We start from the raw sequence: 14056 nt of genomic DNA, 5'->3' as shown, positions 1-14056 counted from the left end.
CAAAGTCTTAGACTTTCTAAAGAAAGAAGATGTAACCCGAGACAGTGAATATAAAAAATATCTAAGGAACAACAGATTATTTCGTTCCTGAATAATAAAGAAACGTCCAAAATGAGAATCACAGGCTGCGGGGTGGATTTTTCAAAACTATCGGGCACAAGGGCATACCCGTCGGCGCTACAGGGAAGCACCCGTGCGTTTCCGAAATATCCATCCATTGTTTAAGCGCCCAGAAGCAATGACAGCACTCAAACGAACCCATCAAGCGCTCTTGATGATTAGTACCCGTTCTCGAGTAGCTAAGGATCAATCTGCACCTCTACCCGAATCGAAACATCGAATGCCACTTCAAATTTCTGATTGATACTGTCCATTCAACCCACTCAACATACCAACTACTCAGTGATGGTAACTTTTACCTATGGCCGCGCATATACTACATGCTCATTTTTCCCATCCTTCATTTGTAGGCGTTCATTACTCTCCACCCTAAACTATAATCCAGCCATTTATCGATAAATTTTCAGAATTCTGCACGCAAAGGTAATTATCATACCGATAATAAGTGAAAAATTTATCTGTCGCCTCAGAAATGAGATTTTCCTTATTCAGTATATGCCCAATAACTTCATCTTCGATATCCGCCACTCTAATCGGTCTCACACTTCCCGCTTTCGAAAATAAAAAACCAACCGCTTTGCGTTCTACATAAATTTCAAAAGATTCTGAAGCCAATCCGAAAAAATGCCCCCTATCATCAATAGTATAATTATATGAAGGATGAACATCTGCGCAGACAACCTCAAAAGTTCCTTCTATTTTGTCGCATTCAACATCGACAGAAAATGAATCCATCCAGACAGGAGAATTATGGGCCAATCCCCACACGGCCCTATCCAGCCCCAAAGGCTCTATATACCCGGAAAATCTGTCATGAAATTCTAGCCATTCTGGAATACATGGATATTCATTATCAGACAGAATGCGCTCTATCTCTCTAGTCGGAATAGAGGGCACCCGTTCGAGAGTCGCCAGATACTTTTTTGCCCTGTCAGTCAACATCTTTTCTTCCTTATATCAATAATGGAGACCACCACCCGAGGACATTTCACACGGTTTATAAGTTGCAAAAAGATCACGCACATGGATACAGCTTCTTTTATCTAGCCTAACGTCTTTCGATCAATTTGCTGGTTCATCAAAAGAGCACCCTCCTTCAGTTGCCGGCATAAAGACAGAATATCCGCAATCAACAGTGCCAGGTCATCCTGGGGAAGCACTATTGGAATAAAGGGCCACGGAGAATAGTCTGCTCCTGCAATTGATACGGAACCGCAATTTACATCTTATCGCACTGATGACCACCAACTAGCGAGACTCAAGCAGTTAGAAATCGGTCCGAATCGCTAACACTACCTGAACCGCAAACCCGAAAGTGGAAATTGCGGACCACACAGACAGCCGTGGCAACGACGACTACAACCTGCAACTATCCAGTGAACGAGCCGAAGCTGTACGCGCTTTCCTAATCCAAAACGGGGTCGATGCCACCAGATTGACAGCAAAAGGTTATGGAGAACAACAACCGGTAGCAAGCAATGAGGCTGAAAGCGGTCGCGCCCAGAACCGGCGGGTAGAAATGCGCTTCTGCTGAGCAGTCAGCGAGAAGTAACTTTTCAGCCGGGCTTGCTCACAGTGTAAGTAGCGAACAAGCCCGGCCAGCATAGATACCTCGAATACCTACACACCCAATCAAGTCGGGGCGCTCTTGCCTACAGGTAGTGGCGAAGCAAAGACACCCCAGCTGATAGCCACCTCATTCTCATCCATATCGTCCACAGATACAGTGGATAACTCTATGTATATTCCGCTTACAAACGCCTCCAGCGCCCGTATAACCAGCACAACCCTTTTGTGGAGAAAATTTAACCAACGCTATAAATACTGACAAATCAACAAATTATGGGCCACACTAAAAAAACCTTGACAAAAGCGAGGTTAACTATATGCAAATACCGAATCTTGTACGACATAGCCCCAACGACTCTATGAACGCTCGCAGAAGGGCGCTCCCGGGTACTGATCTCATTCTATCAACATCAGCTCGTTGAGCAGAACCAGGAAAGCCGAGGCCAGCCCATCAAATCCTTGATCAGAAAGGATTTCAGCCATAGCTGATATTGCTGCTGTATTCTCATTATCGTGGGTCACGGTTATCTCCTTTTAGACTGAATGTTTGGCGACTATCAGTCTAACCGTGGCCCGCTCCTAGATCACGCGCGGGTAAACTAACAGAAAGGATGATTCACTACCCCGCAATATGCGCACAAGATAAGATATCCCGCGAAGGGACAAAGACCTGGAGCAAACGGCCCGGCCTTGTTATGCATAGCCACTACGCAGCCAGCTTTTGTACCGCCAAAACTATGGCAACAAAGAGCCCAAGGTAGTATGCGTTCCACAAGTTGAACTGCTTATCACGTAGTTTCTGGATACCGCCAAACAGTAGAAATATAGAAGGTATAAGAACGAAGTTCATTAAAAGGCCAAATATTACGGGTAAAACTGCTGCCTCATTTTGAATGATGGCAACTGGAGCCAGTGAAACTAGCACACCGACGACAGCCAGTGCAATTGCGATTTCCTTAGGGAATTTCTTCTTTTCTTCCATTTCTACATTATTCACTTCAAGTCACTAAGATGCATAACACTGCCAGCAGGAGCACGAAAACCGCAGCAAAGCGGCGAGTTTTGTGTCCCTCTGACTGGCCTTGTCAGGTGCTAGATTCACGCTATTCATGGACACTTTTAAAACGCCATTCACTTTCTAAAGTTTTTCCTTTCCTTGAAAAACACTATCGCGAGATTCCGCGAAGGACTACTGCGCCACAAAAAAACGGTTTGGCGCAACTCCGCTCGGAACGTCGGCTCTATTTCCCCGTATAGCAAGCTGCGAAAAAAAGACTAAATATGTACGACCCCATAAACTTACTTTTAAATTATCGAGAGTTCAATTTTTCTATGGCTATAACTTAAAAATGAAAAAGAAGACAACACCCAGGGAAGCAGCCAATAACCCACCGACAGTGCCATAGGCTGCAACTCTTTCAAACCCATTTGCATATGACCTGACATCCAGCCCCGGGTAGATTAACTGAAACCTTTCAAGCTTCTGAACGCGACGCATTGTGCAAGCCCAGGCAAATATTGCGGTATTTATAAAACCAAAATCGATGGTACCACTCTCCCAGTAGTCTCCGGTTGCCTGCAGTTTTTTCTTAAGGCGACGAGTTAGCGTTAGGCGGAGAAGCAGAAGACCGAGCATCATGCTTGCCACACCTCCGAGGGCTATGACGACAAAAAATAGCATCAAAGAATGATTATTCATGATTACCACTAGTCATATATCCACCCAACAATTTCTTTGACTCCATAGCCCACTCCAACGGCGGCTGCACCTCCCACAAAAACGCCAACAATAAACCCAACAGACGTCATCGCTATAAGCGTACCAACCAATACCCCAGTAGCAATGCCGGCCCCAAATGAAACGCTCACAACAACCGCTTTTCGCTACCAATCTAAATCTTTGTTCCTTCAACTATTGTAAACACTGTTAGCACGTAGATAGCCATCGAGAGCGATAGTGCCAGGGTCCACCACCCTGCCAACCTTCGCAAGACATTTTATCCTAGCTTTTCCATCACGTTTTCAATTGGTGGGTGTCCAGTTTTGTCACCACAGGCTCATCCCCAACCACCCAGGCATCGTGTCCCGTGGGCAGCAACAGAACATCACCGGGTTTACAATCGATTTCTGTACCGTCGTCCGTTAATACCCTCAATCTTCCGGATATTTGATATTGAAAATGCGGAGCATCACAACTCTGTGTATTTAAAATTGGCCGCACTGATTCCGATCAACGCCAGCCCGGCTCAAAGACAGCGCGGCCGACAATCCCACCGCCTATCTTCAGCAACTCCACCCGTCCCTTGGGAAACTCACGCACTTCATCCGGCTCAGAGAAACTTTTCAGTTCTGCCTTATCCATCCGAACTTCCCATTGCTGCCATGGGTTGAACACAGAGTCATCGGATACACTTGTGCAGGCGATTTTCCGGGTTTTCTATGGTTAGTATCTATAGTAGCCCCTCAAGATAAAATCAGTACATTTTCTTATACCAAGGCTCCATTAAGAATTGGAGTATGCCACATTAATATACAATGCCGTATTTCTTGATTTTGTTGTATTCCAGCTCGGGAATAACCTATGTAAAGGAATCTCTGATTAATTCGCGTGAACACTATGGTAGTTTCCGGGGCGCTCAGGCAGCAAGACGGATATTTCGAAAACGCACGAGTACTTCCCTGTAGCTCCGACGGATACATCCCTGTATCCGACGGTTTCGAAATATCCGTCCTATCACCTGAGTTTCACATCCACCCCGAAGCGCATCTGCTACCAGAAAGTGACTTAATCAGAGGTTCCTTAAATACAATTAGCACGGCACCACCGAGAAGGCAGAACCGATCGCATTAGAAATGCCATTTAAAATTTCACTCGTGATCCTTGCTTTATTAAATACAATATCTAATAGTACAGCAAAAATCACCGATATATAGGCCAGATACCCAAACCCCATATAATCATTATACAAAATTGTATAAAACCAATCCTGACCCCAAATATATATAGATGAAGATATTATCGTTGATAATAGCAAAAGCATTCCTGGTAAAAACAGGTGGACAACAGCTTTCGGCTTAGCAAAAGATATTCCCAAAAGAATCAAAAACATTACAAAATTAGTGCCAAGAAATATCCGAAGGTCTACTTTTAAGTTACCCACAATTTCAACATATTTACTCTTTACAATATCACCTAACGTGTTTTGAGCGATCTCAATACTTTTAATACGCTCTAAATAGCCAGACGTTATAGATTGCGCCAAAATTTTCTTTTTTTCACAATCATAACCGCACATTGCGGCAACTATACTCGCAATCTTCTCGGGTAGCTTATTGTCGATATTCTCTTGAATTTTTTCCTTTTCAAACCCCAGCCTACTAGCAATATTCAAAGCCTTGGTAGCGACATCAGATTCTGTCAAAACTTGATGCTTTTCACGGATTTCTTTCTCAATTTGATATTTTACAAAACCCTTGGCTGAATGCTCGATTCTCTCAGGAGAAACAAAGGTTACAAAGAACAAGACTCCAAATAATAGGACACCGAAAACTCCAATTGATCTTAACGTTATATTCATAATTTCCTTAGGGTAAAACTGATCATTATCCAATGTTGAAAACTCTCCTAGGCATGTAACTCCCACGGTAGGAGCGGCTTACCTTATTCGCGATTTGCGGCTGGTTTGGAGCGCCTTCCAGCGGGAGGCCGGTCCGACAACAGCGCCTTGTTAAGGAACCTCTGATTAATTCGCGTGGACACTATGGTAGCTTCCGGGGCGCTCAGGCAATAGGACGGGCATTTCGAAAACGCACGAGTACTTCCTTGTAGCTCCGACGGATACATCCCTGTATCCGACGGTTTCGAAATGCCCGTCCTATCACCTGAGCTTCACATCCGCCCCCGAAGCGCCTCTGCCACCAGAAAGTGACTTAATCAGAGGTTCCTTAACTCTGCTCTGGATATAGCTCTTGAACCTTCTTCTCAAGAAACTCACCAAGCTCACCATACCCATTAAGCATATTCGAACACCAGATTTTCCCAATGCCATCAACCACAATGAAGTCAGCTTGGAGTAGTTTAGAGTAACCTACATCTATGAGATTACCCCACGGCTCTTTCTTTGTTCCCACCAAGGGGCTTTTATAATAAACGAATTCGTCATCGTAGCTAAACCTTACGAAGAAAGCTTGGTAAGGGAAAAATATGGCACCCGAAACAAAACCCAATGCAACAAGAAACGCCGGTATTTCTTGACCTTTATATGATTGGGAAACTGCATAGACCACGAAAACGGAAAAAGGAATTAGCAGCAAAGCAAATATCTTGAAAGGCTTCCCGTAATGTAGATGTCTTATACTGCCTTCATGCTTTCCTTGATCTTTAGTGAATGCGACTAACGCCCAGACAAAGAGTCCGCCCGCTAACCCGCTAAGTATTGGTCTTACCCAGTTAAATATTTCTTCCATGCGGCCTCATAGAGTTAACACTTGTAGCAGTTGCGCGGGCTTTTTCGCGTCGACTGCCTGTGATTGTTATGCGAGGTCTAGCAATAAAGCTTGGCCTCGTGCAAATCATTAGTTAAAAGCTTTTTTAACTGACTACAAAATTCAATTAAAGCCTGCATCACGGGCTTGAGTCAACTTTAACACAAGCGATTTCCTCAGTACGGCAGCCCGTATAGGGATGATCTGCGAACTCAACTTGAACACCTACGCGATAATTTGAAAGTGAGTAGAACCGAAGAGATAATAGTTTGTTTATCAAACTCCCCTCGCCATCCAAATTACCCCCAAAGATTTCTGGAGGGTTTTCAGTGGTTTTAGCAAAGTGCTCTAACTGCTCTGAAAACTCAATGACTTGAGATACGTTAAACCAAGCTTCGCCCGTACCTGAAAACCCTCGTGCTGAAACGATTCCGTTCAAACCTACGGTCCCATCATCTTCAACATCTGCAGTGATTACCAAATAGTTGTCTTTCATTTATTTCACATAACTCCTTGCTCAGAGGCAGGAAAAGTTGGGTGACTTTTGTGTGACACGCGAAGCAAATACACAAAAGGCGCACAGCTTTGACTGTCCGGTGGAGACGCGAAGCGCCCGAACGAACTGCAGCAATTTGTTAGGGCTGGCCATGGTAAACACTCTACTAATGACCAAAAACATCTGGTCGTTTTTCTTTAATAAACTCTATTTCTCTCTGAATAATTGAAAGAACTTTTTCTGGGTGTTTTTCATCGAACTCACTAACACCAAATATCTCAAGACTACCATCTGGCGCTTTCATAGATTGATTAAATGTTAGGTCATATTTGGTATTTTTGTGGACTATAAATGGGAGAATAAAAACGTTGAACCCCTGTAATTCAATATCATGTTCATCTAGCAGCACTTTAGGCCAGTTATTATGATTTTTAAATATATCTTCAAGGAATGTATTAGGAACATGAGCCGAACCAGAACCTTTGGCGACGTCTGTAAGCAAACTAGGTTGTTTTAAGTGCAGTAAAGTATGCATGGCCAACCAAGGGGTCAGACCTTTTGCATTAAACATGTATTTTGGATCTATCAGGGCTCCCGTGCTAATTGATGACTGAACCTTTACCATCCGAATTAGACCTTGTGCCATTTGTTGATTTAAGCCAACTTCGCTAATTGGGTGTTTGGTGATACCAAAGAAATATAGATGTTTCCAGTCACCTGCACTAATTTCACCTGTATTGTCAGCCAACTTAACTTCCTCTTTTTTCGTATTACTCGCAAAACTGTTGCTCGACAATAAAATGTAACTTAGACCGAGAGCAGTGATGATAATGAATATAAGTTTGATCATATATGTGCCCTAACGCCGCCAGCAGGGGAAGCTTAACTTGTGCGCCTTTTGCGCGAAACTGGGATGCGCAAAACGCGCACAAGGTAAGCCGTCCCACGGAGGGCCGAAGGCCTGTAGCAAACTGTCTGGCCTTGTTATAAATTTTCACCGGCCTCCGAACCTACCTGAACTAGATATCTCCTTAACCTCAAAAAGAAGACGATCCAACACACCTAACTCTTGAAGAGCGAAAGCGAGTACAAGTAGATCGACAGAGAGCCATAACAGAAACGATGGTGAAACTGCTGAGTAATCTCTGATGTATTTTTCATTCGGATTGAGCTTTGCGATTTCTTCCTCAGATAGCCTATTCACTCTCTTTTCACTCATTCGATTTATAACGCCCTGCAGCATGGGCCACAGTGGAGTTGTTGGTTTTTGCGGTAGCGTAGCGCCAACTGCATAAATCAACGACAGAACGGATGTCCTGCCTGGCTGAGTTGGTTATGCATTTATATACCGCCAAGGCCAGCCAATGCTATAACACTAATCAACTTACTAACTAACACTAGTAAAATAAGGTCTGGCCAAATATCCGATTCCGTGCACTTTTTTAATAAATAGAAAAAAGCGATTATTGAAAGCAACCAGCCAATACCTGGAATGAAACCAAGCACCGACGACATACCCACGCAAATCACAGCGTCTTTAAAATCAATTTTCACCGCAGTTAATTTGCCAGCCAGAAATACGATAAAGCCTGTAATGACTGCGTCTAAAACTACGTAAACAATTGCTTCCATATTTTTTCAATTTTCTCTAATAATGCATAACGCCCAGCGCAGGCGCAGCCAGCGAGGAGCACTTTTGTGTTAATGTTTGAGCGCCAGCGAGCAGCACAAAAGGTGCGTAGCGTTGGCTGTCGCTCTGCCGCTGATTTTTATGCCTAGCGGCTGACATACGCTTCATACTCCTTTCCTCTATTGTCTTTCAAATAGGCTTTAACCCATATTTGATGTGATGGAGTACGAAATATATCGGTACGCATTTCCGTGATAATACTTGCATCGACGCCGTGGCTTGCTAAGTGCTTGGGCAGCCAATCCTGGTTTATCGCTATGGACTTTCGAACTCTTTTTGAAAAATTCGATGAGTCGTAGTTTATTCTCGGAATCCATTGAATCGAAATAGTTTCACCCTTGGCTTCCCGTGCCATGACAATCAAATCATCAACAACGTAACCATCATCAATATAATTCATTAGACTCACGAATGAGTGACTGAAGTTGTGAGACATTGACTTTAAATTTTTGTATTTCATAGCTAGAGTTTTGACTTTTGCGGAGCAAAAAACAGACAAAAAATAGTTGACATTGCGGCAGAAAATTTTTGCCGCGCCCTTTACGCCTTGCTATGCCGAAGGCATGGCGTAAAGGGCGCGGACTCCAGAAATGTGTAAGTTGCACTACTGGATCTGGAGGCCGCAATGAACGCGAAGAGATGGGCCAAAATCCCTCGCGAACTGCTTAATTGGATTACATTTCTAGCACAAAGTCTACCTGCGAGGTCGGTGCGCACTTTTATCGAACTGCTGATCGGCGCCATGCTGACACCCGCAGGCTTTGTAACCGAGGCCTACCTGATGTTGGATATGCGCAACCACTGGACTAGTTACTACAAGTGGTTACAGAAGGGAAAGTGGTCATGGCTCGCGCTGGTGAATCAGTTTTTGCGGTTAGCGTTGTCCTTACATGGTGAGGAAGTCATCCATCTGGCCATTGACGACACCCTGACTCTAAGGGCATCAAAGAAGGCACCGGCCAGCCAGATACACCACCAGCACGGCAACAAAACCAATTTGGCGAAATTCGTACGAGGCCAATGTTTTGTCAGCCTGGAGATGGTAGTCAAGCGCGGAGCCCGGCAGTTTGTGGCCATACCGCTGTTGAACCGGCTGAGCCCAAGCGCCGGTAACACCGGCAAGTTGAGAGCGGCGCAGGTGCTGATTCGCGCCATATACCAGCGATTTTTGGGCAAGCCGGTTCGGGTACTGATGGACTGCTGGTACATGCGGCAAAGTTTGATAGAAACCCTGTGTGGTTATGGTTTCGCGGTGATCGGTCAAGTGCGTATAGATACCCGGCTATGCGATAGCCCGCCACCGAGAAAGCCCGGGCAACGCGGTCGCCCCAGGAAATACGGAGATCCTTATACCCCAGCGCACCTGAAGAGAACCGAAGTCACCCTTTGGCTGCATGGGCGCTAGCAGAAGGTCCGCTATCGCAGCAAGGTGCTCATGGCCCGGTTCTTAAGTGGTCGGCAGGTACGCGCGGTCTGGTGCGAATACTGGGACAGCAAAAAACAAGACTCGAAGGCCGAACGATTACTGCTCTCGACGAACATCAGTCTGACTGCGGAAGAAGTGATTGATAGCTACAGCCGGGTCAGTCGCAACAGTGTCCGTACTACGCTGTATATGGCGACACATAGCGCGATATGGCGACACATAGCGCGGTCCGGTGTAACCCAATAATCGGCGGAATCTATCGACACCTAGTCAAACAGGGAAAACATAAAAAGGTCGCACTGACGGCCGCAATGAGGAAGTTTTTGACGATTCTTAATGCAATGGTACGAGATGGCGGAGTGGGCGTACTAAATATTTTCGCTAGCGCTTGAACCACAGTCGCTTGTTACGTGGTTGTGGCACGGACTATGACTCTCGCACATGACTTCGGGGCCGTTTGAGCAATGAAGTGTCCGCCTTCCACAGATTCGATACTTAACTGGGGATAAATATTACTCAAAACTTTGATTGCATCATACGAAACCAAGTGATCATTTGTTGGCCGGATATACACGGCTGTTGTTGATTGATGACCTTTTGGCTCATCAAGTTCAGCAATATTCAATAAGCGTTGCTTTAAGACGTTTGGCCCAACCTGAGCAATAGCTTGGCGAACTTGATCCATTAGCGCCCTATTACCACGGCCATCAAAACATAGCATTTTCATAAGCCAGTTTGGGAACAGATTAGGCTTAAGAAAACACTCCGGAAGGACAGCAGCAAGCTTTGCTAGCCTTCCAGGGCAGGAAACAAAGCTAGCGATAAAAACTACCTTCGAAACTCTGCTGCCAAGGATATTGCATAATTCATACGCAATTTTTCCAGAATATGATTCAGCGACTACTACAACACTTGACGATCCGATTTTTGCGGCTATCTGCTCAGCTTGCTGGCGATAGCTCACACCCTGTATTTCGTTGAGGCAAACAACCTCTCTATCTATTTCTTTTGGGATATTCAGGATTAGCTTATTGAAGAGTAATCCCGTTCCATCCATTCCTGGTAGAAATACAAGTTTCAATGTTTAGCTACCATCATGTAACGCTTTTGTAAAAGGCGCGACGTCAGGAGTGTCCTTTTGACAAACTTTTTAACTGCCGCCTGCGCCATAGGTAACCTTAACCTTGTTCAGAATACCCCAGCTAGACTCAGCTTTATGTTCAGAACCGTTCAAACTTCTCTCTATTCTCAGTTCTTTGTTAGAAACCCACCTTACTTGAGGAGAGACATCCTTTGGGTGACCTTTGATAATGTATATATTGCCACCCTCATTTTCGAGCTCATCGTCAGATACGATTATTGAAACCTGGGTGCTGAAACCAGTCGTTGCTCCACAATCCCTTTGAAACACGACTACTTTATGCTCTTTATTGGGCGACATAACCTCAGTGTAAACTTCGTTCCCGCACATGTCGCTGGTTGCATAAATGAATAGTCCTGCGATTGCTAGCGGAACGCCAATAACCAAAATACCGAAAGAGATAGCAATTTTCTTCCAAACTTTCATAGGCAGTTAACGCCATGGATTTGCGGCGTACCGGAGCGCCAGCGCAGGTGCGTCCGACAACAGCAACTTGTTATGCGCATTCATTGGACAATACCAATAAGATTGCCATTAACACACAAGTAAAGACACCAATAGCTAGTACATTTTGTACTAGTAAAGCTCTTTTAAACTTCTGGTGATTCTCCAGATCTCTATCTGGTAAGAACCAAGATTTTCTATTGCAAACCTCAATTAGATGACCAACAGAAACAGGATAATAGCCATACTCTGAATTTTTGATTCCACCTGCCTCTGGGACAAAGTGAAGACTGAAATCAAATTCAGTCAAATCAAGATCAAACAGTTTCTGAATGTCTTCAATTAATTCGAACGCATCATCTCCGGTTATGCCAAGATCACCTTCTAAATACATCTCAGATGATACATCTTCGGCCTTTACACCCGAATGATAGGAAACCCGTTCTTTCAGCTTATTCTCAATGCTCATTATTTAGAACGCATAACGCCAAGTGCAGGGGCCGGAGTGGAGGCGATTGGCTTTTGTGCAAGCGTAGCGACCAGCACAAAATCAAGCGCCGCAACGTAGGTCCCTCTGGCACGTATTGTTATGCTATTTTTTCTTTGGCGGATTAACCGGTTTTGCCAGTTCACTTTTTTCAGGCTTGTGGCCAGCTGTCGCAGGGCTATCACCGGGCTTATATCCCTTTTTTAATGGCACATAACCTCTATTTTCAGTCTTCTTCTCTGTCATCCAGCTGCTCTCCGCTATGGATTAATTCAATAGATTTAATCTCTGAGGACAAGATGATAACGCCCGCAGTTTGTTCTGCTGGGCGCTCAAACCCGTCATCTTCGTTGAGCACCCACAATTGTTCAAGGTATATTTGTTCGTCGGCCGGTGCACTTGATGCGAAAGAATTTGGGCCGTACATTCCTGCTACTTTCTCACCGTTCTTTAGGTTAACAATTACCCAATAAGCCTTTCGCTGTCCGAACACAAAATCCCAAGGCTTTTGCGTGGGATGAGGAACTAATTTTTGAAAATATTCAGTTTGCCGTATTTTCTTCCAAAGGTAGACCCAAAAAACTGGTGCGATAAAGAATACGAAAAAATAGAAAGCTCCATATGCAAATGGATATTTACTCTGTAGATCGTAGTGCTCGACTAAATAGATGGGCCAGATCAAAACTGAATAATTAAAGCAACTATACGCAACTGCATCCACGACCTGCTTTGAACTATCCATTCTTTGAGATGGAAAAAATAGTTCGTATGCTTTAATCGCCACGAAACCGGGTATCACAAAAGCGATGAAAACCAGTAATTTATCTTCTTCCCATATGTTCATATTTGTCCATGACCTGATTTAGCATAACGCCATGCGCAGCGGGCGGTTTGGCGGGCGCAGCACGACAAACCGATCCGACTGACGCTACTGGTTATACTTTCCAGCGATCTTAGTTTTAATCAGCGTTTAATAAGCCGATTATTATAAAGGTCTTCTACTGGAAAAATCATCGTGTAATCATCCCAATTTAAGTTCCCATCCACTATCTCAAAATCAAGAAAATTTTCTACCGATTTATACGGCTCATAATCAGGATGCCCATTTGAAAATATAAATGGAGCAAAATCGACACAAGCAACATGGCCATCATTAAATTTTATTTCCAGTATGTGACCAATTTTATGCTTGGCGGATTTAACCAATAGTTCTGACATTTCGCACCTTTTGAGTGATCGTCTTGGGAGCAATGTGCTTTTTCTTTACAAAGTAATCCACTCACTTATCTACGATCTCAGAAGCGTTTGCTTTAACAAATTCTTCGAACTCCTTTCGTTTTTTGGGCTCTAAACCTGGTCCCTTATCCTTAAGCGTTACCTTATGAATTCGCCCAGAAAAGAAATGGATCTCGGCCTTGGTTTCTCATCCATTGAACTTACCATGGATATGAATGGGCTCGTGTTCATTGCTATAGAAGAACAAGACGATACCAAGGTACTCATAGATTTTTGGCATAATGATTCCTTCCTTTGATTTTCTGTCCTTTATTTCACCAGGCGGTGTCTTGGCCCAGAGAGGATACCTTTTTGATCAATTTTTCGAAAGTGACCGATTCTCTGTACGTATAACGCCCGGCTTTAGGGCGAACTTGTAGCCGCGAAGCGGCGGAAAGGCCGTCCCAGCCCCGCAGGGGCGATAACAGCCGATTGTTATAGGGCTCTACATCTCTGGTCGAATCGGAGGCTCATTGACAGACCTAACCAGAGCACATTGCCCATTTTTACAGCTAGGCGCCACAAATTCACATATTAAGAATCCAGTATTGCAACTTAGCTGATCTGACATCTCAAGAAGAAAAGAAAACTTATCCTCCATTTGTTGGGCCTTATCTGTCGGAATAGACGAACACGCTTGCCCTACGATTCTGCAATCGCTTGAGGTTTCTCAGAAACCGCCCGAACAAACCTTTCGTAAGCTTTCAACCTCAGCTTCAATTAGCTGGCAATCAAATTTAGCCTCAACTACCGGTGTGACTCTTAACTGTGACTGGTCTAGATCTGATCCTGAACGCACAGCTATTAACGTGAAAATACCGAAGAGGGCCAAAACAAGAATCGCAGAAAATACTCCAGCTTTTAGAACCTGAGGACTCATCCTTTACGCCCTATAACGCTTTGCTAAGGGGCAGCCGAAACGC

At 44.4% G+C, this 14056-nt stretch carries 19 protein-coding genes and 1 pseudogene; 3 read left to right on the top strand and 17 right to left on the bottom strand.

Translation table 11 applies throughout. The annotated features are described in order from the left end of the window. Nucleotides 1-489: 489 nt before the first annotated feature. Entirely contained in the window at nt 490-1062 is a 573-nt protein-coding gene (locus BM155_RS11070; protein ID WP_074903135.1) for a hypothetical protein, read from the bottom strand. A 373-nt stretch (nt 1063-1435) separates the two neighbouring features. Here BM155_RS11070 and BM155_RS11065 point away from each other — a divergent pair, with 373 nt between their 5' ends. Then, nucleotides 1436-1654, top strand: a complete 219-nt coding sequence (locus BM155_RS11065; protein ID WP_074903133.1) for an OmpA family protein — start codon at nt 1436-1438, stop codon at nt 1652-1654. 431 nt (nt 1655-2085) lie between these two features. Here BM155_RS11065 and BM155_RS17710 read toward each other — a convergent pair whose 3' ends face one another. The 10 genes from BM155_RS17710 to BM155_RS11020 all read right to left on the bottom strand — a co-directional run bounded on the left by BM155_RS17710 (nt 2086) and on the right by BM155_RS11020 (nt 8760). Continuing rightward, entirely contained in the window at nt 2086-2211 is a 126-nt protein-coding gene (locus BM155_RS17710; RefSeq protein WP_265964969.1) for a hypothetical protein, read from the bottom strand. A gap of 184 nt (nt 2212-2395) precedes the next feature. Next, the gene (locus tag BM155_RS11060) at nt 2396-2686 is read right to left on the bottom strand and encodes a hypothetical protein (protein ID WP_139223235.1); all 291 of its coding nucleotides are present in this window, start codon (nt 2684-2686) and stop codon (nt 2396-2398) included. 339 nt (nt 2687-3025) lie between these two features. After that, nucleotides 3026-3388, bottom strand: a complete 363-nt coding sequence (locus tag BM155_RS11055; RefSeq protein ID WP_074903129.1) for a hypothetical protein — start codon at nt 3386-3388, stop codon at nt 3026-3028. A 531-nt stretch (nt 3389-3919) separates the two neighbouring features. Beyond that, nucleotides 3920-4051 (bottom strand): cupin domain-containing protein, encoded by a 132-nt coding sequence (locus tag BM155_RS17705; RefSeq protein ID WP_265964964.1) that lies wholly within the window; start codon nt 4049-4051, stop codon nt 3920-3922. A 448-nt stretch (nt 4052-4499) separates the two neighbouring features. Next, a complete protein-coding gene (locus tag BM155_RS11045) occupies nt 4500-5300 on the bottom strand; it encodes a hypothetical protein (RefSeq protein ID WP_254773172.1) in 801 nt (266 codons plus the stop codon). 334 nt (nt 5301-5634) lie between these two features. Then, complete coding sequence (locus tag BM155_RS11040; protein ID WP_067154376.1) at nt 5635-6156, bottom strand: hypothetical protein; 522 nt, start codon at nt 6154-6156, stop codon at nt 5635-5637. 157 nt (nt 6157-6313) lie between these two features. Continuing rightward, the gene (locus tag BM155_RS17105; protein ID WP_139223234.1) at nt 6314-6670 is read right to left on the bottom strand and encodes a hypothetical protein; all 357 of its coding nucleotides are present in this window, start codon (nt 6668-6670) and stop codon (nt 6314-6316) included. 166 nt (nt 6671-6836) lie between these two features. Beyond that, on the bottom strand, nt 6837-7520 hold the full coding sequence (locus tag BM155_RS11035) for a hypothetical protein (protein WP_074903127.1): 684 nt from the start codon (nt 7518-7520) through the stop codon (nt 6837-6839). A 491-nt stretch (nt 7521-8011) separates the two neighbouring features. After that, on the bottom strand, nt 8012-8302 hold the full coding sequence (locus BM155_RS11025; protein WP_074903123.1) for a DUF4112 domain-containing protein: 291 nt from the start codon (nt 8300-8302) through the stop codon (nt 8012-8014). Between the two features lie 143 nt (nt 8303-8445). Then, nucleotides 8446-8760, bottom strand: a complete 315-nt coding sequence (locus BM155_RS11020; RefSeq protein WP_139223233.1) for a hypothetical protein — start codon at nt 8758-8760, stop codon at nt 8446-8448. A gap of 225 nt (nt 8761-8985) precedes the next feature. On the opposite strand from BM155_RS11020, the gene BM155_RS11015 reads away from it, so the two are divergent. Both BM155_RS11015 and BM155_RS17580 read left to right on the top strand, forming a co-directional pair. Further along, entirely contained in the window at nt 8986-9765 is a 780-nt protein-coding gene (locus BM155_RS11015; protein WP_083421160.1) for an IS701 family transposase, read from the top strand. 230 nt (nt 9766-9995) lie between these two features. Next, a pseudogene (locus BM155_RS17580) lies at nt 9996-10178 on the top strand (hypothetical protein); the annotation flags it as partial. 14 nt (nt 10179-10192) lie between these two features. Here BM155_RS17580 and BM155_RS11005 read toward each other — a convergent pair. From BM155_RS11005 to BM155_RS10985, 6 genes are all read right to left on the bottom strand, one after another. Next, entirely contained in the window at nt 10193-10867 is a 675-nt protein-coding gene (locus BM155_RS11005) for an alpha/beta fold hydrolase (RefSeq protein ID WP_074903116.1), read from the bottom strand. A 69-nt stretch (nt 10868-10936) separates the two neighbouring features. Further along, nucleotides 10937-11353, bottom strand: coding sequence for a DUF5412 family protein (locus BM155_RS11000; protein ID WP_074903114.1), 417 nt, complete (start codon nt 11351-11353; stop codon nt 10937-10939). Between the two features lie 70 nt (nt 11354-11423). Further along, entirely contained in the window at nt 11424-11840 is a 417-nt protein-coding gene (locus tag BM155_RS10995; RefSeq protein ID WP_083421158.1) for an acyl carrier protein, read from the bottom strand. Nucleotides 11841-11963: 123 nt separating this feature from the next. Next, nucleotides 11964-12104: a hypothetical protein gene (locus BM155_RS17315; protein ID WP_175487794.1), complete on the bottom strand. Its 141-nt coding sequence runs from the start codon at nt 12102-12104 to the stop codon at nt 11964-11966. Beyond that, nucleotides 12085-12702 (bottom strand): DUF6338 family protein, encoded by a 618-nt coding sequence (locus BM155_RS10990; protein WP_074903110.1) that lies wholly within the window; start codon nt 12700-12702, stop codon nt 12085-12087. Before BM155_RS10990 ends, BM155_RS17315 begins: the two co-directional genes overlap by 20 nt. 119 nt (nt 12703-12821) lie before the next feature. Beyond that, a complete protein-coding gene (locus BM155_RS10985; RefSeq protein ID WP_074903108.1) occupies nt 12822-13076 on the bottom strand; it encodes a DUF2442 domain-containing protein in 255 nt (84 codons plus the stop codon). Nucleotides 13077-14056: the final 980 nt, after the last annotated feature.

Source organism: Microbulbifer thermotolerans (assembly GCF_900112305.1).
In the GTDB taxonomy this organism is placed as follows: Bacteria; Pseudomonadota; Gammaproteobacteria; order Pseudomonadales; family Cellvibrionaceae; genus Microbulbifer; species Microbulbifer thermotolerans.
This window is presented reverse-complemented; position numbering and strand designations above follow the sequence as displayed.